Source organism: Bradyrhizobium sp. 27S5 (assembly GCF_037217225.1).
GTDB classification, from domain to species: Bacteria; Pseudomonadota; Alphaproteobacteria; order Rhizobiales; family Xanthobacteraceae; genus Bradyrhizobium; species Bradyrhizobium septentrionale.
Genome location: NZ_CP147714.1, coordinates 8,362,973 through 8,384,813, shown reverse-complemented (window position 1 = coordinate 8,384,813; position 21,841 = coordinate 8,362,973). Strand labels below are relative to the sequence as shown.

11 protein-coding genes are annotated in these 21,841 nt (G+C 65.6%); 3 read left to right on the top strand and 8 right to left on the bottom strand.

Going from position 1 to position 21,841, the window contains the following annotated elements:
* From WDM24_RS39400 to WDM24_RS39385, 4 genes are all read right to left on the bottom strand, one after another.
* Positions 1-531 (bottom strand): phage tail protein, encoded by a 531-nt coding sequence (locus WDM24_RS39400; RefSeq protein ID WP_029080447.1) that lies wholly within the window; start codon positions 529-531, stop codon positions 1-3.
* A gap of 12 nt (positions 532-543) precedes the next feature.
* Complete coding sequence (locus WDM24_RS39395) at positions 544-1,062, bottom strand: phage tail protein (protein ID WP_029080446.1); 519 nt, start codon at positions 1,060-1,062, stop codon at positions 544-546.
* A gap of 12 nt (positions 1,063-1,074) precedes the next feature.
* On the bottom strand, positions 1,075-1,572 hold the full coding sequence (locus WDM24_RS39390) for a phage tail protein (protein ID WP_338692988.1): 498 nt from the start codon (positions 1,570-1,572) through the stop codon (positions 1,075-1,077).
* Positions 1,573-1,954: 382 nt separating this feature from the next.
* On the bottom strand, positions 1,955-10,024 hold the full coding sequence (locus tag WDM24_RS39385) for a cadherin domain-containing protein (protein WP_338829533.1): 8,070 nt from the start codon (positions 10,022-10,024) through the stop codon (positions 1,955-1,957).
* A gap of 746 nt (positions 10,025-10,770) precedes the next feature.
* On the opposite strand from WDM24_RS39385, the gene WDM24_RS39380 reads away from it, so the two are divergent.
* The 3 genes from WDM24_RS39380 to WDM24_RS39370 all read left to right on the top strand — a co-directional run bounded on the left by WDM24_RS39380 (position 10,771) and on the right by WDM24_RS39370 (position 16,716).
* The gene (locus tag WDM24_RS39380; protein ID WP_175619400.1) at positions 10,771-12,063 is read left to right on the top strand and encodes an efflux RND transporter periplasmic adaptor subunit; all 1,293 of its coding nucleotides are present in this window, start codon (positions 10,771-10,773) and stop codon (positions 12,061-12,063) included.
* Complete coding sequence (locus WDM24_RS39375; RefSeq protein ID WP_338829532.1) at positions 12,060-15,233, top strand: multidrug efflux RND transporter permease subunit; 3,174 nt, start codon at positions 12,060-12,062, stop codon at positions 15,231-15,233. The genes WDM24_RS39380 and WDM24_RS39375 overlap by 4 nt, the downstream gene beginning before the upstream one ends.
* 292 nt (positions 15,234-15,525) lie before the next feature.
* On the top strand, positions 15,526-16,716 hold the full coding sequence (locus WDM24_RS39370) for an ABC transporter substrate-binding protein (protein WP_338829531.1): 1,191 nt from the start codon (positions 15,526-15,528) through the stop codon (positions 16,714-16,716).
* Positions 16,717-16,882: 166 nt separating this feature from the next.
* On the opposite strand, the gene WDM24_RS39365 is transcribed toward WDM24_RS39370, so the two are convergent.
* The 4 genes from WDM24_RS39365 to WDM24_RS39350 form a co-directional block, all read right to left on the bottom strand.
* Entirely contained in the window at positions 16,883-17,272 is a 390-nt protein-coding gene (locus tag WDM24_RS39365; RefSeq protein ID WP_338829530.1) for an MAPEG family protein, read from the bottom strand.
* Positions 17,273-17,438: 166 nt separating this feature from the next.
* Entirely contained in the window at positions 17,439-18,536 is a 1,098-nt protein-coding gene (locus WDM24_RS39360) for a lipocalin-like domain-containing protein (RefSeq protein WP_338829529.1), read from the bottom strand.
* Between the two features lie 190 nt (positions 18,537-18,726).
* The gene (locus WDM24_RS39355; RefSeq protein ID WP_338829528.1) at positions 18,727-21,186 is read right to left on the bottom strand and encodes an ABC transporter permease; all 2,460 of its coding nucleotides are present in this window, start codon (positions 21,184-21,186) and stop codon (positions 18,727-18,729) included.
* Positions 21,183-21,836, bottom strand: a complete 654-nt coding sequence (locus WDM24_RS39350; protein WP_338829526.1) for an ABC transporter ATP-binding protein — start codon at positions 21,834-21,836, stop codon at positions 21,183-21,185. The genes WDM24_RS39355 and WDM24_RS39350 overlap by 4 nt, the downstream gene beginning before the upstream one ends.
* Between the last annotated feature and the right edge of the window lie 5 nt (positions 21,837-21,841).

The window sequence follows — 21,841 nt, the reverse complement described above, 5'->3', positions numbered from 1 at the left end:
TCAGCCCCGTGGTGGGAAGACGCCTTGCAGCGAAATGCAGAAATTCAGCGTGAGGTAGGGCATCAGATTATTGTGCGGCAGGCCGGAGCCCGTCAGTCCGATCATGTTGGTGCTCATCTGCACCAGCGTGGGCGTCGGAGTGCCGACGACATAGGCCGCGCCGTTCAATGATCGTGCAATGCCTCGGGTCGGTGTCGGTGCGGCCTGGTCGGCCTGCAGGTTGATCGCCATCATGTCGTGGGGGTGCGCGGCGAGTTCCGTTTGCAGTAGAGTTACCGTGTCGGAGCCGCCGTTCTCGCCAAGGTCGTACAGCGAGAGGCCGGGTCCCTGTCCCGGCGCCAGTGGCGCGTTGCCCTGCATGTTCGGAAGCGCGAAGTTCGACGTGCCGTTGCCGCCATAGGTGGTGCCGAGCAGCGAGAACAGCGCCGTGTTCTGCGAGAGCGGCACAAGCTGACCGTTGCAGAACGCCCAGCCCTTGGGGGCGAAGTTGAACGGAAAGATGCGGATCTCGGCGACGAAGGGGTCAGCCATGGTGTCGCGCTCCTAGCTCTGGCTCGGGAAGATGCCGAACAGCGAAATAATGAAACCGACGCACAGAAAGGGCTGGATGTTGCTGTGCGGCTGGCTGCCGCCGGCGGGCCCGATCACCGCCGGGCTCAGCGGCGTGGTCGGCGTTTGCTCCTTGTAGAGCAGCAGCGCGCCGCTCATCTGGTCGAGCACGTTGCCTTGCGGATTCGAGCCGCTGCCGGTGTTCGTTGACGCCTGCATCGTATGGGTATGTGCCGGGATCGTCTGCGTCGTGAGGGTGACTTGCTCGGCGCCGCCGATTTCGCCGATCGTGAACGCGGTGCCCGCGTTGGTGCCCATATGAAGTGGCAGCCGGCCACGCAGGTCGGGGACGGCAAAGGTGTTCTGGCCATCGCCGCCATAGGTGGTGCCGATCAGGTTGAACAGCGCGTCATTCTCGGAGATCGCCAGCAGGCTGCCGTCGCAGAACTGCCAGCCGGCCGGCGCGAAATTGCCGGCGAACATTTTGATTTCGCCTATAAAGGGTTGTGGCATGAGAGGTCTCCGTCAATTCTGCGAAGGGAAGACGCCCTGCAGGGCGATGCAGAAATTGACCGTCAGGAAAGGTTGCATGTTCTGATGCGCCTGGCTGCCGCCGACCGTGGAAATGCTGCCCGGCGCGAGCGCGGTCAGCGCCGTGGGCGCGGCGTACGCGTTGTTCAAGGCGCCGAGAACGTTGTTGGCCGGCACCAGAAGTGCGCCGTTGGTGTTGGTGGCGTTCGCGATGTGGGTGTGCTGCGGCATTTCGTTAATCGAAAGCGTGTGTGCCTGCTCGCCGCCGAGTTCACCGAGCACATGGCCGTTGCCGACATGCATCGGGGTGCGGCCCTGCAGATTGGGGAGCCCGAAGGTGGTCTGTCCGTTGCCGCCGTAGACAGTGCCAAGCAATGAAAACAGCGCCTGGTTCTGATTGAGCGGAAGCAGTTGCCCGTTGCAAAAAGCCCAGCCCTTGGGAGCAAAGCCGAACGACATCATGCGGATTTCGGAAAGAAACGGATCAGCCATCGGTCCTCCGCGAATACGTCGTAAGATTTATGAAAAATACGAGACAATGATGCCGTGTCGACAGCGTGTGCACGATAGCGTGTTTTCTACGAAGTGCAACCTCAACGATTGTGCCGGGTTGGCAATTTTTCTTCAATCGCCGGTTGAGCGTGGCTTGCGAGCCGCGATTGCTGGCACGCGATCCTTAGTGTGCGATCCTTGTGCGATCACTGGCTGCGGAGTTCACGTCATGAAACGGACATCTGCGAGCGCATCCTGCGCGATGATCTGAGTTCTCTGCGGCGGGAATCCGGACTCGACCGCGCCGAACGAACAACGCCTGCCGAAGCGATTCGGCAGGCGTTGTCGTGGTCGATGTTATCCTGGTCGATACGGCGTCCGATCAGACGATCAGGTCATGATGCAGCTGGGTCTGGACGTGATTGTCGGTCGGCATGCCGCCCATGGCGGCCAACACCGTCTCGTGTCCGGCCCACGGGTTGGGGGCATCGGAATGCCCGCTGAACAGATCTGACAACGCTTGGGTGTTCGCCGCGTGGCTGGTGTCGGTCTGCGGCGCCGCCTGGGCGAATGCCGAGAAGTTGAAGCTCTGCCCCATCGCCGTGTTGGCAACCGGCGCGCTGGCCTGCTGCTGGCTCGGGGCCACGGTGGTCGGCACGAACACGAAGTTCTGCTGGGCCCGACCGGGATCCATGCTGTGGTCCTTCGGCAGGTCAGTCGCGGTCGGCAGCCGGCGCTCGCCGTCGGCGAGGTTGATATACATCAAATCATTGGCATCGGAGGGCGAGGTCAGGTCTGCGAGGCCGATCACGTGTCCCAGTTCATGCACAACGGCGGTCAGGAGATCGAGATGACCCGCCGCTGCCGCCGACGGATCGGTCTGCAGATTGCCGCCGGACGCATTGAGGGCGTGCGTGAACTCCGAATTGTCCGATGGGGTCGGATCGACGAACCAGCCGTGGCCGGCGGCATCGACATCGATCGTAATGTGGCCGGAGCTTTCCAGGCCGACGACCTGGCCAGCGAGGTCCGCGACGCTGAAAGTGACGGCATGCAGCGCGGCGAGTTGACCCGCGCCGGCGCCTGCCTTCGCCCATTGGGCAATAGCCGCCGACACGACCGAGTCGAGCTCGCTCTGGGTCAGGTGGGTTTCGCCCGCCGTCGGCGAGGCTGCCGCAACGCCACCCGAACTGGCGACCAGGAACTGCGCGCCGCCAAAATAGCCGCCGCCTGCGGATTGCCCGGGGTCACCGATGGCCTGTGTGGCAACCGCGCCGTTTCCGGTGCCGGTCACGGTGTTGTTGCTCGCCACGTAGCTCGCGACCGCCGAGAAATTATACGGCGTGCCGGCATAGTCGGGACTGCCGATCAAGCCGGTTTTCGAAACGCCCTCCTGCTCGAGGAAGATGCCGGCGACCAGGCCGAGGCCCGTATTGCCGCCGAGATCGACGGTGTTCTTCAGCGCGCCGGCGCCGCCGATCGTGGCGTTCAGCAGATTGTTGTCGCCGCCCGCTCCGGTATTTGAGCCGTTCTGCACATAGATGCCGGCAAACCCGTTCGTCGAATCGAGCGTATCGACCGTGTTGCCCTGGATCACCGCGGTCATGTCGCCGGCAGCGCCGTTATGCACCAGCGTATAGATGCCGCCGACGACGCCGGAGATATGATTGTTGGTGATGGTCGTGCTCGACGAACCCGCGCCGTCTTCGAACACGCTGATGCCGTAGCCCTGCGTCGAACCGCTGCCGGCAGAGCCTTGCGTGCCGATCGTGTTGCCGCTGATCGTGCCGGTGAAGTGCCCGTCGGTGCCGGTGCCTTTGGTGACTGCGAGAGCCCCGCCCAGAGCGCCTTTGATGGTGTTGTTCGAGATGTTGTAGGTCAGCGTGATGTCGTTGGCTGCGCCGCCGCCGCCGATCGTCAGGCCGCCACCGCCGCTGACGATGTTCTGGTTGGTATTGCTGAAATTGTCGCCCGTCATGACCAGGTCCGACGACACCGTGCCAAGCAGATTGAGCTGGAACATGTCGCCGCGCGCGGAGGTGACGGTCGAGTTCTGGACCGTAGCGTTGAACGTGCCGCCGGTCGCCTGGAAGGCGATCGCGTCGTTGGACGCATTGCCGGCCGCGGAATTGGTCGCGAAGGTCGAGCCGGTCACGGTAATGCGGTTCAGCGTCTGGCTGCCGTCGTTGAACACGTGCAGGGCATCATAGGCTGCGCCGGTGAGGGTCGAGTTCGTGATCGACGCCGTGCCGGACAGGCCGGTGAAGTAGACGTCGCCCTCGCCGATGCCGCCGACGCTGGTGCCGTTGGTGCCGGTCACCGTGGTGTTGCCGAGGGTGAAGCCGGTGACGGCGGTGCCGACGATGCCGTAGTTCTGGAAGTCGTGCATCGACACGTAGGAGATTTGCACGTCCTTGGTGTTGTTCAGGTAGATGCCGCTGCCCTGCGTGGTGCTGCCGTCGGCGCCGGTCTTGTTGGCGATGGTGCCGCCGCTGCCCGCCGTCGAGCCGTCACCGGTGACGTGCAGGCCGCCATTGCCGGCTGCGGTGCCGGTGTTGGAGAGGATGATGCCGTTGCCGGAGCCGCCGCTCGAGGTGATGCTCTTGAAGGTGAGGTTCGACGAGCCGATCTGGGTGTTCTCGACGTCGAGTGCGGTGCCGGTGCCTGACGTGATCGAGTTGGCGGTGCCGGTCAGCGAGATGGTGCCGCCATGCGTGAAGCTCATGCCAGTGCCGCTGCCGGTATGGACCGTGATGTCGGACATCGAGACGGTGCCGACATTGTTGCCGTCGTCGCTGATGCCGATGCCGGTCGAGGCCGAGGTGTCGATGCTGACGCCGCTGATGCTGTGGCCCGACGTGCCGAGCAGGTCGATGCCGTTGTCGGCGCCGGTCACCTTGATCACCGGATCGGTGCCGGTTGCGGTGTTGGCGGTGACCAGGGCACCGGTCACCGGGTTGGTGAAGGTCAGGGCGTGGCTGCCGCCGACCAGGTTGACGCCGTTGGCGAGGTTGATGCCGTTGGCCTCGGTGTAGGTGCCGGACCTCAGCACGACGTAGTCGCCGCTCCCTGCCGGGTTCGCCGCGTTGAAGGCGGCGATCGAGGTGTACGGGTCGGCAGCGGTGCCGAGATTGTGGCTGTTGGCAAGCGCCGTGGCCGAGTTGTCGATGTAGAACACCTGCGGCACGACGCCGACATGGAAGGTCTGGGCGCCTGAGGTGAGCGGCCCGCCGGTGCCGGTGTGGCCGTTGTCGCTGACGTTCAGCGTGACGGTATCCGAGCCGGCGAAGCCGTCATCGCTGTTGTATGTCAGCGTCGCCAGCGCGGTGTTGACCTGTGCGGCCGTGCCGGTCAGCGTCACTGTGTGGCTGTCGTTGTTGGTGAAGCTGGCCAGCCCCGTAGTGGTGAAGGTCAGGTTCGCGTGGCTGGAGGAAATCGTGGCCGTGACGGTGCCGGGGTCGGAATCGACGTCGGCGACCGAAAGGCCTGATATCGCAAAGTCGGTGTGCGAGAACGCAGTGCCGAGCGAATTGTCCGCCGGCACCGCCGCGGTCGGCGCATCGTCCACGGCGGTCACGCTTCCCGTCGTCGATGCCGTCCCGGTGTTGTTGCCGCCATTCGCGGTGCCGCCGTCATCGTGCACGGTCAGGGTATAGGAACGCGCGGTGCTGTCGGGATTTTCGCTGGTGTTGTTGAACTGGATCAGGTCGAGCACCGCATTGTAATGCGCCAGCGTGTCGGTGCCGGTGAAGCTGATCGTTTCGGTGCCGGCGGTGCTGGTGATGTCGAAGTGGATCCCGCCGATGTCGCCGCTGGTGCCGGCGTGACCTGCGATCGAGAGCGCGTCTGACGCCTTCAGATTGTTCAGCACGAAGGTCGCATCGGTGATGTTGTTGCCTTCGGCGTCCGAGATCGTCAGGTTTGGCGTGATCGTGACCGGCGTCGAGCTCGAAGCCGGCGTGCCGTTCGGCGGCTCGGAGAATCCGGTGATGGCGCCGAAGCTGACGACAGGCGCGTCGTTGACCGGCGTGACATGGATGGTCGAGGTCGAGGTGTTGCTGCTAGCGCTGCCGTCGTTGACCGTGAAGCTGACGGTGCGATCTGCGCCGGACGGGTTGTCGCTCGAGTTGAAATAGGTAATCGAATCCAGCGCGGCCTTGTAGTTGGCGACGCTGGAGGAGCCCGTCAGCGTCAAAACGCCGGTCGCGCTGTTGTAGACCCCGCTGATACCGTTCTGGGTGACGAAGCCCAGCACATCCTGGCCGGCGACGAAGCCGCCGGTGATGGCAACCGTCGCGCTCGACATGTTGGCGCTGTCGACGTCGGAGACGTTGACCGACGCATCGATCACGGACGCGGCCTGGTTCTCGACATAGTTCAGCGTGCCGCCGGCCGTCGTGACCGGCGGATCGTTGACCGGGGTGACATTGATGGTGTCGGTGACCGCAGCCGAGTTGGCGGAGCCGTCATTGGTGATGATGGTGACCGTACGCGCCAGGCCCGACGGGTTGTCGCTGGTGTTCTGATAGGTCACCGAGGCGAGCGCCGCCTGATATTGGGCAACCGTGGCTGTGCCTGTCAGCGTCAGCAAGCCGGTTCCCGTATTGAACGAGCCGGTGATGCCGTTCTGGGTGGTGAAGGCGAGGACGTCCTGGCCGTTGGCGTAGTTGCCGGTGATCTGCACGGTGGCGCCGGCCAGCGTGGCGTTGTCGACGTCTGTTACGGTGATCGCCGGGTCGAACGCGGTCGCGGCCTGGTTCTCGGTGTAGTTCAGGGTGTGGCCGGCGACCACAACGGGCGGGTCGTTGACCGGCGTGACGTTGATGGTGTCGGTCACCGGGCTGCTGTCCAGCGTGCCGTCATTGGCTGTTATCGTGACGGTGCGCGGTGCGCCTGACGGGTTGTCGCTGGTGTTGTGATAGGTCACTGCGGCCAGCGCGGCCTGATAATTGGCGACCGTGTCTGTGCCGGTCAGCGTCAGCGTTCCGGTCGCGGCATCGAACGTGCCGGTGATGGTGGCGGTGTTGGCGAAGGCGAGCACGTCCTCGCCGTTGACGTAGCCGCCGGTGATCTGCACCGTCGCGGACACCAGATTGGCGTCGTCGCCGTCGGTGACGGTGATCGCCGAATCGATCGCGGTCGCGGCCTGGTTCTCGGTGTAGTTCAGCGTGTGCCCGGCGGTGACGACCGGCGCCTGGTCGACAACGACCGCGATGGTGAAGGTCTGCTGGTTGTGCAAGGTGCCGTCGCTGGCATCGACCGTGACGTCATAGGACGGATCAGCAATGTTGATCTTGGTAGGATCGGCGACCGTGACCTTGCCAGTGGCCGCGTTGATGGTGAAGGCGCCGCCGGAGGTGTCGCCGACCAGCGAATAGGTCACGGCGGGACCGTTGACGTCGATCGAGGATGCCGTCACGCCGGTTCCCGAGCCGGCGGGTGCGCCGATCGCGACCCGGTTGACGCCAGCGTCGCTATCGACCGGGGTCGATGGCGCGACGTCGTTGACGGCGATGGTGAAGGTTTGCGAGTTCGCCAGCGTCCCGTCGCTGGACTGGGCAACGACGGTGTAGCTGCCGCCCGAGCTTTCGAAATCGATCTTGGTGGAATCGGCGACAGTGATGACGCCGGTCGTCGCGTTGATGGTGAAGCCGCCACCAGAGGTGTCGCCGATCAGCGAATAGGTCACGGCCGGGCCGTTGACGTCGGTCGACGATGCGGTGATGCCGACGGTTGAGCCGTTGGCCGCGCCTTCGACGATGGTGTTGGCGCTGGCGTTGGCATCGACCGGCGCCGACGGCGGGGCGTCGTTGACGGCGATGGTGAAGGTCTGCGAGTTCGTGAGCGTGCCGTCGCTGGCCTGCGCAGTCACTGTATAGGCGTGGCCGGGCGCACTTTCGTAATCGAGCTTGGTCGGGTCGGCGACGGTGATGACGCCAGTGGTGGCGTTGATGGTGAAACCGCCGCCGGAGGTGTCGCCGGTCAGCGAATAGGTCACGGCCGGACCATTGATGTCGGTCGACGACGCGGTGATGCCGACCGTGGTGCCGGCGGCGGCACCTTCGACGACGGTGTTGGCGCCGGCGTTGCTGTCGACGGGGGCCGACGGCGCGACGTCGGAGACGGCGATGGTGAAGGTCTGCGAATTCGTCAGCGTGCCGTCGCTGGCCTGCGCGGTGACGGTGTAGGCATGCCCCGCCGCGGTCTCGTAGTCGATCTTGCTGCTGTCGGCGACGGTGATGACACCGGTCGCGGCATTGATGGTGAAGCCGCCGCCGGAAGTGTCGCCGGTGAGCGAATAGGTCACGGCCGGGCCGTTGATGTCGGTTGCCGACGCGATGATGCCCACGGTCGAACCGTTGGCCGCGCCTTCGACGACGCTGTTGGCGCCGACGTCGCTGTCGACGGGGGCCGACGGCGCAACGTCGGTGACACCGATCGTAAAGGTTTGCGAGCTCGCGGTCGTGCCGTCGCTGGCTTGCGCGGTCACCGTATAGGAATGGCCCGCGCCGCTGCTCTCGTAATCGATCTTGGTGGGATCGGCGACAGTGATGACGCCCGTCGTCGCGTTGATGGTGAAGCCACCACCGGAGGTGTCGCCGATCAGCGCATAGGTCACCGGCGGACCGTTGACGTCGGTCGACGATGCGGTGACGCCGACCGCGGTGCCGGCGGCGGCGCCTTCGGCAACCGCATTGGCGGCGGCATCGCTGTCGACCGGGCTCGACGGCGGGGCTTCGTTGACGCCGATGGTGAAGGTCTGCGAATTCGTCAGCGTGCCGTCGCTGGCTTGCGCGGTGACGGTGTAGGCGTGGCCGGGAGCGCTTTCGTAGTCGATCTTGGTGGGATCGGCGACGGTGATGATACCGGTGTGGGAATCGATGGTGAAGCCGCCGCCGGAGGTGTCGCCGGTCAGCGAATAGGTCACGCCGGGACCGTTAACGTCGGTCGAGGACGCGGTGATGCCGACCGTGGTGCCCACGGCCGCGCCTTCGACGACGGCGTTGGCGGCGGCATTGTTGTCGACCGGGGTCGATGGCGCGACGTCGGTGACGTTGACGGTGAAGGTCTGCGTGCTCGACAGCGTGCCGTCGCTGGCCTGCGCGGTGATGGTGTAGCTGCCGTGCGAGGTTTCGAAATCGAGCTTGGTCGGATCGGCGACGGTGACGACGCCGGTCGCCGCGTTGATGGTGAAGCCGCCGCCTGAGGTGTCGCCGACCAGCGAATAGGTCACGGCTCCGCCGTTGATGTCGGTCGCGTGCGCCGTGACGCCGACGGCGGTGCCCGCAGCCGCGCCCTCGGTGACCGAGTTGGCGGTGGCGTCGGTGTCGGTGGGGGCGGACGGCGGGGCGTCGGTGACGTTGATGGTGAAGGTCTGCGTCGACGAGGTCGCGCCGGCCGTCGCGTGCACGCTGATCGTGTAGGCGTGGCCGGGCGCGCTGCTCTCGAAGTCGAGCTTGGTGGGATCGGCGACGGTGACGACGCCGGTGCTCGCGTCGATCTTGAAGCCGCCGCCGGAGCTGTCTGATGTCAGCGAGTAGGTGGTTGCGGGGCCGTTCGGGTCGACCGCGGAAGCGGTAATGCCGACCAGCGTGTTGGCGGCGGCGCCCTCGACGACGGCGTTGGCGGCGGCATTGACGTCGACCGGCGTAGAGACCGGCAGGTCGTTGACGTTGATGGTGAAGGTCTGCGAGCTGACGCCGCCATGGCCATCGCTGGCCTGCACCGTGATGCTGTAGGCGTGGCCCGGCGCGGTCTCGAAGTCGATCTTGCCGGAATTGGCGACGCTGACGACGCCGGTGTTGGGATCGATCTTGAAGCCGCCGTTGGAGGTGTCCGCCGTCAGCGAATAGGTGACGCCGGGGCCATTGACGTCGGCCGCCGCTGCGGTGATGCCGACCAGCGTGTTGACGGCAGCGCCTTCGTTGACGGCGTTGGCGGCGGCGTTGCTGTCGGTCGGTGTCGACGGCGGCGCATTGCTGACCGCGATCGTGAAGCTCTGCGACGAGACGAAGATGCCGTCGGTGGCCTGCACATTGACGACATAGCTGCCGCCGGAGCTCTCGAAATCGACCTTGGTGGGGTCGGCGATCGTCACCACGCCGGTATTGGCATCGATCTTGAAGCCGCCATGCGAGGAATCGGACGTCAGCGAATAGGTGACCGGGAGGCCGATCAGGCTGTCGGAATGTGCGGTGATATTGACCGAGCTATTGACGGCGGCGCCTTCAACGACCGTGTTGGCGCCGGAATTGGTGTCGGTCGGCGCCGACAGGAAGCCGTGGATCGGCGGAAAGGGCGTGCCGGGAGGGCAGCCGAGATAGAGATATTGCAGACCATACGCATCGACGAATGCCTGCGCGGACGGATCCAGGATGATATTGCCGCTCGGATCAAGATGGAGTTCGGGACGGGTTAAACCACCGATTGTATAGGCGGGTATGGTCGTCATGTGCACTCCTGCAACCGGCGTGGAAGCCAGTCAGTATTTACAATTTTTGGATACGGGGACGTGTGAAGCCGTTCACACGTTGAAGTTGATCGGCCGCGACTGGAGACCGCATCGACTCGCTCGCAATGTGGGAAAGCCGCGATGTCCGCGGAGCCGTGACATCAGCAAGATCCAATGCGCTTGCCATTTACGTAGTCGCCTTCACCACTCACGCCGCGACAAAGTCCAATGAATGTTCGAGAAAAATGCGGCGGCCAACAAAATTTCACTGTTTGGCAACCATGACCGTATTGGCGATATTTCCGAGTGTCAATGTGTGTCCGGATGACAGCGCGCCGTTAACCACGATTCCGCCATGCAGCGGGAGGTAGAGCGTGGGAAAACTGACCGGTTTTGCCGTTTGCGGCCGGAGGTTGTGCGCCAAAAGTCGAGTCGGGCGTGGTGTGACGAATCTGTGAAACGAGCTCGCGTTGTGATTGATTCGCGGCGATCCGTCTGTGATCTCGTACCCCCGAAAGGCCAGCCAGTCTGTCCCTTCCCGTCGTAACGGTTTCGCGAGCGTGTCGTAAGGCGTTCAGACTACGCAACTATTCGCTTGATCCGGCGCCCATCTTGAACAGACTGGGGGTCGGCTACATCTGTGACGTCCACCGCCGCGACATCGCGACGATCCGTCCGAGTTGAATCACTGCAATTTTAGATGCGACTTTGGTAGCCCTGCTTTGGTCGTTCCGGGGGAGAAGGAATTGAGTGCGATTGACACAACGGAGCGTCCGGCCCCGGTTAACGGCGTCGAACGCGATTCGCTTCGCCGCCATGATTCGCTCGGCCGTCTTGACTCGCTTCGTGGTCTTGGCGGGCTCGGCCTCGCGCCGCTCGGCTTGCTTGCGGCACTGACGCTCGGCGGCTGCGGTGACAAGAGCGCGCAATCGCAGGCCGCGCCTCCGCCGCCCGTGACGGTCGCGCAGCCGGTCAAGCGCACGGTCACCGACTGGGACGAGTTCACCGGCCGCTTCGAGGCGATCGAGGAAGTTCAGGTCCGCGCCCGTGTCGGCGGCTTCGTCGACAGTGTCGAGTTCAAGGATGGCGCGATCGTCCATGCCGGCGATCTGCTTTACACCATCGACCCGCGCCCGTTCGAGGCGGTGGTGCTGCAGGCCCAGGGCCAGCTCGCCGACGCACGCGCCAAGGGGGAGCTCGCCAAGCGTGATCTCGAGCGCGGGCTGAACCTGGTGCAGACCAGCGCGGTCTCGGAGCAGGTCGTCGACCAGCGCCGCCAGGCGTTGCAGGCGGCACGCGCCGCCGAGACGCAGGCCGAGGGAACTCTGAAGGCCGCGCAGCTCAACGTCGAATTCTCCCACGTGCTGGCGCCGATCGCCGGCCGCGTCAGCCGGCATCTGGTCACGCCGGGCAATCTCGTGCAAGGCAGCGAGGGCGGCGCGACGCTTCTCACCTCGATCGTGTCGCTCGATCCGATCTACATCTATTTCGACGTCGACGAGGCGACCTATCAGCGCAACAGCAAGCTGTGGTTCGAAGGCCGGCGGCCGAGCTCGCGCGACACGGCGAATCCGGTGCAGGTGGCGCTGACCGGCGAGACCAAGCCCTCGCATGAGGGCAAGATGGACTTCCTCGACAACCGGCTCGACGTCTCGACCGCGACGCTGCGCAGCCGCGCGGTGATTCCGAACAAGGATCTGTCGATCCTGCCCGGCCAGTTCGGCCGGGTCCGCATCATCGGCTCCTCGCCCTATGAGGCGCTGCTGATCCCGGACACCGCCATCGCCACCGACCAGTCGCGCAAGATCGTGTTCGTGGTCAAGGATGACAACACGGTGGAAGCAAGAGCCGTCGTGCTGGGGCCGCTCGATGAGGGCCTGCGGGTGATCCGCGAAGGCCTCAAGGCGGAGGACCATGTGATCGTCGACGGCCTGCAGCGCGCCCGCGTCGGCGCCAAGGTGACGCCGAAAATGGCGCAGGCTCCCGCGGATACCAAGCCACCGGCAGGCGACAAGCCCGCAGCAGGTGCCAAACCATGAATCTCGGCAGGCTTTCCATCAACCAGCCCATTCTCGCGATGGTGCTGTCGATCGTGCTGCTGATTGTCGGCGCGATCGCCTATCCGACGCTGCCGGTCTCGGAATATCCGCAGGTGGTGCCGCCGACCGTCGTGGTGACGACGCAATATCCCGGCGCTTCGGCGCAGACCGTGTCCGACACCGTGGCGGCCCCGATCGAGCAGGAGATCAACGGCGTCGAGGACATGCTGTATCTCTACAGCCAGGCGACCTCGAACGGCCAGCTCACCATCACCGCCACCTTCAAGCTCGGCACCGACCTCGACAAGGCGCAGGTGCTGGTGCAGAACCGCGTCGCGATCGCGCAGCCGCGCTTGCCCGAGGAGGTGCAGCGCAACGGCGTCACCACGCGCAAGAACTCGCCCGACATCCTGATGGTGGTGTTCATGCTGTCGCCCGACGACAGCTTCGATCAGCTCTACATCTCGAACTACGCGCTGCTGCAGGTCCGCGACCAGTTGCTGCGGCTCGACGGCGTCGGCGACATCCAGATGTTCGGCGCGCGCGACTACTCGATGCGGCTGTGGCTCGATCCCGACCGGATCGCCAATCTCGGTCTGACCTCGACCGAGGTGCTGGCGGCGATCCGGGCGCAGAACCTGCAGATCGCGGGCGGACAGATCGCGGAGCCGCCGATCACCGATCGTGCCTTCCAGCCGAACCTGGTTTTCACTGGCCGCCTCAAGGACATCAGGCAGTTCGAAGACATCGTGGTGAAGGCCGGCTCCGACGGCCGCACCGTGCGCCTGCGCGACGTCGCCCGCGTCGAGCTCGGTGCGCTGTCCTACGCCACCAACAGCTTCCTGCTGCGCAAGTCGGCGGTGGCCCTGCTGGTGACGCAACGGCCCGGATCGAACGCGCTCGCCACCGCCAAGAGCATCTCCGACACGATGGAGCGGATGAAGGCGAGTTTCCCGAAGGGGCTCGACTACAATATCGGCTACAACCCGACCGAATTCATCGCCCAATCGGTTCATGAGCTGATCAAGACCATCTACGAGGCGATGGCGCTCGTCGTCATCGTGGTGCTGGTGTTCCTGCAGGGTTGGCGGCCTGCGATCATCCCGATCGTCGCGATCCCGGTGTCGCTGGTCGGCACCTTCGCGGTGATGGCCGCGCTCGGCTTCTCGATCAACAATCTGACGCTGTTCGGCCTGGTGCTGGCGGTCGGCATCGTGGTCGACGACGCCATCGTGGTGGTCGAAAATGTCGAGCGCCATCTCGAGCACGGCATGTCCAGGCGCGACGCCGCGCTCAAGACCATGGAGGAGGTCGGTGGCGCGTTGGTCTCGATCGCGCTGGTCCTGTGCGCGGTGTTCGTGCCGACCGCCTTCCTCGGCGGCATCTCCGGGCAGTTCTTCCAGCAATTCGCGGTGACCATTGCGGTCGCCACCGCGATCTCCTGCTTCTGCTCGCTGACGCTGTCGCCGGCGCTGGCTTCGCAAATCTTGGTGCCGCACGAGGACAAGCGCCCGCCGGCGCGCTGGAACATCATCGCGCGCGGCTGGGACAGCTTCACCGCATTGTTCAACCGCGTGTTCGACCGGCTGGCGCACGGCTACGCGGCGGTGGCCGACTTCGTGATCCGCCACACCGCGGTGATGCTCGCGATCTACGTCGTGCTGATCGGCAGCGCCGGCTGGCTACTCGCAACCACCTCGCAGGGCTTCATCCCGGCGCAGGATCGCGGCTACGTCATCATCTCGGCGCAGCTGCCGGGCGCGGCGTCGCTGGCGCGCACCACGGCGGTGGTGCGCGAGATCGAGCGGATTGCGCTCGATACGCCCGGCATCGTTCGCGTCGCGGCTTTCGCCGGCTTCTCCGGCGCGACGCGCACGCAGGCGGGCAATGCCGCGGCGCTGTTCCCGGTGTTCGATGAGCCGGAGGCACGGCTGAAGAAGGGACTGACCGCCACGGCGATCACCGCAGACCTGCGCAAGCGCCTGTCGGTGATCCAGGGCGCCTTCATCATCGTGATTCCGCCGCCCGCGGTGCCCGGCATCGGCACCGGCGGCGGCTTCACGATCCGCATACAGGACCGGCAGGGCCGCGGCCCCGAGCTGCTGGCCTCCGCCACCGACGAGCTGGTCGGCGCGGCGCGCAAGTCGCCCAACCTGACGTCGGTGTTCTCGCCGTTCACCGCCAACACGCCGCAATTGTTCGTCGATATCGACCGCGTCAAGGCGCAGAAGCTCGGCGTGCCGATCGCTGGCATCAACGACACCATCCAGACCTATTTCGGTTCGACCTACGTCAACGACTTCAACCTGTTCGGCCGCACCTATCACGTCACGGCACAGGCCGACCTGCCGTTCCGCAAGGAGACCACCGACCTCGCGCGGCTGCGCACCCGCAACGCCGCCGGCGACATGGTGATGCTCGGCAGCGTCGTGGACTTCAAGGATACCTCCGGCCCCGACCGCGTCGCGCGCTACAATCTCTACGCCGCCTCCGAGCTGCAGGGTGAGCCGGCGCCCGGCACCAGCTCGACGACGGCGCTCAACACCATCAAGCAGCTCGCCGACGCGACGCTGCCCTCGGGCTTCACCTTCGAATGGACCGACCTGTCCTACCAGCAGGTCACCGGCGGCAACGCCGGCCTCTACGTGTTCCCGATCTGCGTGCTGTTCGTCTACTTGGTGCTGGCCGCGCAATATGGCAGCTGGACATTGCCGTTCGCGGTGATCCTGATCGTGCCGATGTGCCTGCTCGCGGCCACGATCGGCGTGCGCCTGATGGGCCAGGACGTCAACATCCTGACCCAGATCGGCTTCGTCGTGCTGGTCGGGCTCGCCGCCAAGAACGCGATCCTGATCGTCGAGTTCGCACGTGACATCGAGCTGGAGGGCAAGCCGCGGTTGGAGGCGGTCATCGAGGCCTGCCGGCTCCGGCTGCGGCCGATCCTGATGACGTCGTTCGCCTTCATTCTCGGCGTGCTGCCGCTGGTGGTGTCGTCCGGCTCAGGTTCGGAGATGCGCCAGGCGGTCGGCGTCGCCGTGTTCTTCGGCATGCTCGGCGTCACGCTGTTCGGCCTGGTCTTCACGCCGATCTTCTACATGGTGGTGCGCAACCTCGCGGAAGGAAAGAACGAGGGCAAGCCGGCGGCGCCCGCGGCGAATGTGGCGGGGTGAGGGGCGTGACACGGATGCGTGACGAAGACGCAGCCCTAGACCCGTCACCCTGAGGAGTGCGGAACGCGCGTCTCGAAGGGTGCACGGCCCGGCTGGTGGCCGTTCGCCGGTCGAGGCTCGCCCAGCGGCGCAATTGCGCCGCAAGGCTCGCACCTCAGGACGACGGGTTTGAGGTCGTGCTGCGGAGTTGAGCCCATACTATTGGCTGAGCGGGAAGGGATGGGCAGGCGCAGGGTTATAAAATAATGTCGCGCCGATTTTTCCTGATCAAGACTGCTGGGAGAGCATAACGATGAAGTCGGGATTTTTGGCCGCGGTTGCGGCGTGCAGCCTGATGCTTGCGGCGCCGGCGATGGCCCAAGGCGTCAAGATCGGTATTCTGAACGATCAGTCCGGCGTCTACGCCGACTACGGCGGAAAGTATTCGCTCGAGGCGGCACGGATGGCGGTCGAGGATTTCGGCGGCGAGGTGCTGGGCCAGAAGATCGAGATCGTCACTGCCGATCATCAGAACAAGCCGGACCTTGCGACCGCGATCGCGCGGCGCTGGTACGAGGTCGAGAACGTCGACATGATCACCGAGCTCACCACCTCGTCGGTTGCGCTCGCGGTGCAGGAGCTGTCGAAGGAAAAGAAGAAGATCGACATCGTGGTCGGCGCGGCGACCTCGCGCATCTCGGGCGATGCCTGCACGCCCTACAGCTTCCACTGGGCCTATGACACCCGCGCGCTCGCGGTCGGCACCGGCGGTGCGCTGACCGAGGCGGGCGGCGACACCTGGTTCTTCCTCACCGCCGACTACGCCTTCGGGTACGCGCTGGAAAAGGACACCAGCGACATCGTCCACTCGAAGGGCGGCAAGGTGGTCGGCTCGGTCCGCGTGCCGCTCAACTCGTCGGACTTCTCCTCCTTCTTGTTGCAGGCGCAGAGCTCGAAGGCGAAGATCATCGGGCTCGCCAATGCCGGGCTCGACACCACCAACTCGATCAAGCAGGCCGCCGAGTTCGGCATCGTCAGGGGCGGCCAGAAGCTCGCCGGCCTGCTGATGACGCTGTCGGAGGTGCACGGTCTCGGGCTGGAGGCAGCCCAAGGCCTCGTGCTCACCGAGGGCTTTTATTGGGATCACGACGACGCCTCGCGCGCCTTCAGCGAGCGCTTCTTTAAGCGCACCAGCCGGATGCCGAGCATGATCCATGCCGGCACCTATTCGGCGACGCTGAGCTACCTCAAGGCCGTGAAGGCGGCCGGCACCAAGGACAGCGAAGCGGTCGCCGTGAAGCTGAAGGAGCTGCCGGTCGACGACGCCTTTGCCAAGGGCAAGGTGCTCGCCAACGGCCGCATGGTCCACGACCTCTATCTGTTCGAGGTCAAGAAGCCGTCGGAATCGAAGAAGCCGTGGGACTATTACAAGCAGCTCGCCGTGGTGCCGGGCGACAAGGCGTTCTTCAGCGCCAAGGACAGCGGCTGCCCGCTGACCAAGTGACGCGCGGTTGGGGCAACAAGTATCGGTGTCGTCCCGGCGAAGGCCGGGACCCATAACCACCGATGTTAGTTGCTCTGCTGCGCTGCGGCCCCAGCCTTCGCAAAACTGGTTGCTGCGGTTATGGGTCCCGGCGTTCGCCGGGACGACGGCGGAGTATGTGGCGCCCTCAATGGATCAGCCGCGACACCGCGCCGCCGATCGCGCCGACCCACAACACGATGCACGCCATCGCCTGGATGCCAAATCCGCGGCTGCGCTTTGCCACCGCCTCGCGATAGCCGGTGAAGTAGACAATGCGGCCGATCACCCAGAGCGCGCCGATGGCTGCGGCCGCGGCATCGCCGATATAGATCGCGAACAGCCAAAGCGACGGCAGGAAGATCGGCATCCATTCCAGCGTGTTCATCTGGATACGGAAGATACGCTCGAAATCCGGATGGCCGGAGATCGCCGGCAGCTTGACGCCATAGGCGACGCGGGCGCGCGCGACCTCGAGCGAGGTGAAGAAATAGAACGCGACGGCAAGGCAGGTGACGATGGCCGTGTAGTGGTACATGTCGGACGTGTCCTCTTGTTCCGTTGGCCCCGATGTCATGACGGAGCAGCAGCGACCGGTGTGACAGGCAGAGCGATTATCAGCGGCGTCGGAACTGCGTTCCCTCTCCCGCTTGCGGGAGAGGTGCAGTGAGTTTGCCGCCCAACTGATTCAAACTCATTCCGCTCTAGTACCCGGTCATCTCAAGATAGCCGATTCCGGCGTGGCTTCCCGTGAAGCGGATCGGGCCTTCCCAATAGGGGAAGCTGGTTCCCATCCAGCTCTTTGGATTGAGTGGCGCGGTCTCGATGGCAAGGCCGCGCGCGGGCAGGGCGACGCGCCACGCTGTCGGCAGCTTGCGGCCGTCGATCTCGGTGATCGCAACCGGCGCGATGCTGTTGCCGCTCGCCGCGATCTCGGTCGAGCGGCCGTCCGGCGTGATCCAGTTGCCGAACAGGTTTTCGCGGCCGTCCTTCTGGCGCAGCCGGTACAGCATCAGTTTCTCGTCGCCGGGCAGATGCAGCGAGAACCAGTCCCAGCCGGTCTGGTCGGATGCGAGCGGCTGACTGCTCCATTCGCGGTCCATCCACGCCATGCCCGTGACCTCGACCGGTCTGTCGTCGATCGCGATGCGGCCGGACGCCTTGTAGAACGGCTGGCTGTAATAGTACGACGCCTGTCCGCGATCCGACTTGCGGCTGTAGCCGTGATCGCCCTGCAGCACCAGCGGACGGTCGGCGGCAAGCCGAAGCGTGGTGCTGAAGTCGGCGGCGGAGGCCTTGAGCTCGAGCGGCGCGACGATCTGCGCATCGAACCCATCGAGGCCACGGATTTCCCAGGCATCGATCCAGGCCCGGAACGGCGTCGCGTCGACACCGGCCTGACCTACACCGCCGCGCGCAAAGGTCTCGCTGAAGCGATGCGTCGCGGCGCTGGTCACGGCCGCGTGGCCCATCCAGACCTGCTGGTTGGCCCAGCCTTCGACCGGCCCGCCGGGCTTCATCGCCTGGCGGAACAGCGTCCATTGCGTGCCATAGGCTACGCCATTCGCATCCGACAGGTTCGCGGTGACGTACCACCACTCGATCCGGAATTCCGGATGCGGGCCATGATCGGCTGGAAACGCGAACTGCTTGCCCGGCGTGACGGCAGCAAAGCCTTCAGCATTCTCGCCGAGACCGGCAAAGCCCTGCGCAAAGCTCTTGCCGCCAAGCGCAAGCGCTAGCGCGCCGCCGGCAAAGGCACGGCGCGTGATATCAGCGCTAGTAGCGAATGTCTGTTGCATGGACCGACGCATCCGCAACCTCGCTTCACCTCTCCCGCTTGCGGGGGAGGTCGTATCGCATCGAAGATGCGATACGGGTGGGGGCTCTCTCCCCAATATGACTCGCGGTGAGACCCCCACCCTGGCCCTCCCCCGCAAGCGGGAGAGGGAATAGAGTTCCGTCGCGGCAGCTGCGTGGCCTCTTCATGTCTCAGCGCTCATTGGCAAAAATCCGGATCAGGCTGGCCGGCTGCATGCGCGCCAGTCTAGCGACCGGCAGCGCCGCCGCACAGAGCGCGGCCGCCATCGCCACCGCGAGCAGCTCGATCAGCTGCAGCGGGAAGATCTGGAACGGCAGCCGCCAGCCGAACGCTTTCACATTGACGATCGCAAGCAGGCACCACGCCACCAGCAGTCCGAGCGGCAGCGCGAACAGCGCGGTGATCAGCGCCACCGCCATGGTCTTCAAGAGTTCGAGCGCCGCGAGCCGCCGCCGCGTCAGGCCGATCGCCCACAGCGGCGCAAGCTGCGGCAGCCGCGAATTGGCGAGTGTCAGGAGGCTGGTCAACAGTGCAATGCCGGCGACGCCGAGGGTGAAGGCGTTGAGCGCCGCCGTCACCGAGAAGGTCCGATTGAAGACCCGCTTGGATTCCCGCTTCATCGTCGCCTGATCGGCGACGTTGCGGTCGTCGAGGCCGAACTTCTCCTGCAGCGCCGTGATCAGCGGCGCGATTCTGTCGGGCGCGACGCGCAGGCCCATCCGCGTCATCGGCGTCTGCGGGAAGCGCCGTGTCAGCGCGGCGTAGTTGACCGCGATCTGCCCCTTGGGGTTGCCGTAATCGGCATAGATGCCGACGATCTCGAGCGGCCAGGCGCCGCCGGGGGCGGGCACTTCGATGTGGTCGCCGAGGCCAAGCTTCATCCGCCGCGACAGCTGCTCGCTGACCAGACAGGTGTCGCCGGGACGGAGCCTGACCCAGGCATTGGCGGTGCTCTCGAGCAGCGGCCAGTTGTCGCGATAGGTGGTGTGGTCGGGCAGGCCGAGCACTTCGATCGGCGCGCCGCCGAGCTGGGTGTCGGCGCGGCCGCCGGGCAGGATCGCCTCGACCTCAGGCCGGTCGTGCAGCCAGGCCCTGATCTCCTTCGCCTGCGTGTCGCTGGCGGCGCTGACGTAGACGTCGGCGGCGAGCCGGCCGTCGAGCCAGATCAGGAAGGTGCGGCTAAAGCTTTCCACCATGGTGCCGACGCCGACATTGACGGCGAGCGCGAGCAGCAGCGCCATCAGCGCCAGCGACAGGCCCGACAATTGCTGGCGGCTGTCGGCCCAGAACCAGATGCTAACAGGCGCTCGCGCGCTGCGCTGCCCGAATGCAAGCGCGATCTGCAGGACCATCGGCAAAATCAATGCCGCGCCGAGCATCAGCGCCGCCAGCACGGCAAAGCCCGCGATCAGGGAATCGCCGAACTGGATCAGGCCGGCGGCGAGCGCAAACACCGCGAGCGCCGCCGCGCTCTGGAGCATAAGCCAGCGCCGCTGCGCCTGCTGCCAGGCCTGCGGTTGCGCGGTCGCCAGCACGGGCATCCGGATCGCCTTGGCGAGGCTCGCGGCCGCTGCGGCGAGCGCGCCGAAAATGCTGATCGCGATGCCGGCGAACCACCAGATGGGCTTGAGCGACAGCTGTCCGGGGATCTGCGCTCCGTAGAGCCCGCGCAAGGAGGCCACGACGTCGGGCAGCAAAGCCGCCGCGATGAAATAGCCGCAGACGAGGCCAATCAGACCGGCGATCAGCGCCAGCGACACCAGCTCGATCACCAGCACGGTGTTGAGCATCCGCGCCGAGACACCGCAGGCGCGCAGCGTGCGCAGCATCGGCAGCCGCTGCTCGAAGGCGAGCCCGATCGCGGAGTTGACGATGAACAGGCCGACGAAGAACGACAGCAGGCCGAACGCGGTGAGGTTGAGATGGAAACTGTCGGTGAGGCGTTCGAGGTCGCTCTCCGCGCTCGGCTCGACCAGACGCAGCTTGTCACCCGCGACGCTTTCAAGCGTGCTATGCGGCGCTTTGGACTTGCCGATCAGCAGGCGCGACACCTGGCCGGGCATTTTCAGGATGTCCTGCGCGATGCCGATATCGACGACCAGCGCGCCGGGCGCGAGCTCGGCCTGCACGCGCAGCGGCGGCAAGCTCGTGCCGTTGGCCTGCGGCCGCTCGCCTTCCTTGAGGCCGAGATCGCGCAGCGTCTCAGGCGCCACCAGCATTTCGCCTGGAGGCGTGACGAAGGATTGCAGGTTGCCGCGGCCGATCGCCGGCGCGTTGCCGACCTCGGAGGGCAGCGTCACCGGCTCGACGCCGAGCAGGCGGAAGCTGCGCCCGTCGATCTGGACGCGGCCTTCCAGCATCGGCGACACCCGCCAGCCGGCGCGGCGCAGATCGACGAACAGTTTTTGCGGGAAGGTCGCGCTGTCCCTGGCGACCAGCATTGCGGTGCGCGAGCCGCCGAAGGTCGCGGCAGCGCGGTCATAGGCGATGCGGGCTTGCTGGTTCAGCGCCTGGACGCCGCTCCACAGCGCGGTTGCCGAGATCAATCCGATCAGCAGCGTTGCGAGCTGCATCGGATGCCGTCGCCAATGGCTGAGCAGCACGGCGAGGATCCAGAGCGCGCGCCTCACGCAATTACTCCGGCATGCAGATTGACCTGGCGGTCGAGCGTTGCGGCGAGCCGCGCGCTGTGGGTGACCATCAGGAAGCCGCAGCCGGTGCGCGTCACCAGATCGCGCGCCAGCCGCAGCACCTCGTCGGCGGTGTCCTCGTCGAGATTGCCGGTCGGCTCGTCGGCGAGCAGCAACAACGGCTTCGGCGCCAGCGCGCGGCCGATCGCAACGCGCTGCTGCTGGCCGCCGGACAATTGCTCGGGATAGCGCTTCAGGAGGGTTTTCAGCCCAAGGCGCTCGACCAGTTCGTCATGCCAGGCGGCATCGTGCCGGCCGGCGATGCGCGACTGGAACACCAGATTGTCCGCAACCGTCAGGCTCGGGATCAGGTTGAACTGCTGGAACACGAGGCCGATCCGGTCACGGCGCAACTCGGCGCGGCCGGCATCGTTGAGCTGGGAGACGACGGTATCGGCGAGCCTGATCTCGCCGCCGTCGGCGGCATCGAGCCCGGCGATCAGATGTAGCAGCGTGCTCTTGCCGCTGCCGGATTCACCCGATAGCGCGACGCTCTCGCCGGTCGCAACCGCGAGGTCGACGCCGCGCAGCACCGCGACGTCTTCGCCGGCAGAGCGATAACTCTTGGTCAGGCCGGTGACGCGAAGCACCGCGG

What these genes read in the sequence shown, in the direction of transcription:
- WDM24_RS39385 (WP_338829533.1), bottom strand. Translation starts at nt 10,024, where the DNA reads ATGACGACCATACCCGCCTATACAATCGGTGGTTTAACCCGTCCCGAA.
- WDM24_RS39370 (WP_338829531.1), top strand. Translation starts at nt 15,526, where the DNA reads ATGAAGTCGGGATTTTTGGCCGCGGTTGCGGCGTGCAGCCTGATGCTT.
- WDM24_RS39390 (WP_338692988.1), bottom strand. Translation starts at nt 1,572, where the DNA reads ATGGCTGATCCGTTTCTTTCCGAAATCCGCATGATGTCGTTCGGCTTT.
- WDM24_RS39375 (WP_338829532.1), top strand. Translation starts at nt 12,060, where the DNA reads ATGAATCTCGGCAGGCTTTCCATCAACCAGCCCATTCTCGCGATGGTG.
- WDM24_RS39365 (WP_338829530.1), bottom strand. Translation starts at nt 17,272, where the DNA reads ATGTACCACTACACGGCCATCGTCACCTGCCTTGCCGTCGCGTTCTAT.
- WDM24_RS39400 (WP_029080447.1), bottom strand. Translation starts at nt 531, where the DNA reads ATGGCTGACCCCTTCGTCGCCGAGATCCGCATCTTTCCGTTCAACTTC.
- WDM24_RS39360 (WP_338829529.1), bottom strand. Translation starts at nt 18,536, where the DNA reads ATGCAACAGACATTCGCTACTAGCGCTGATATCACGCGCCGTGCCTTT.
- WDM24_RS39395 (WP_029080446.1), bottom strand. Translation starts at nt 1,062, where the DNA reads ATGCCACAACCCTTTATAGGCGAAATCAAAATGTTCGCCGGCAATTTC.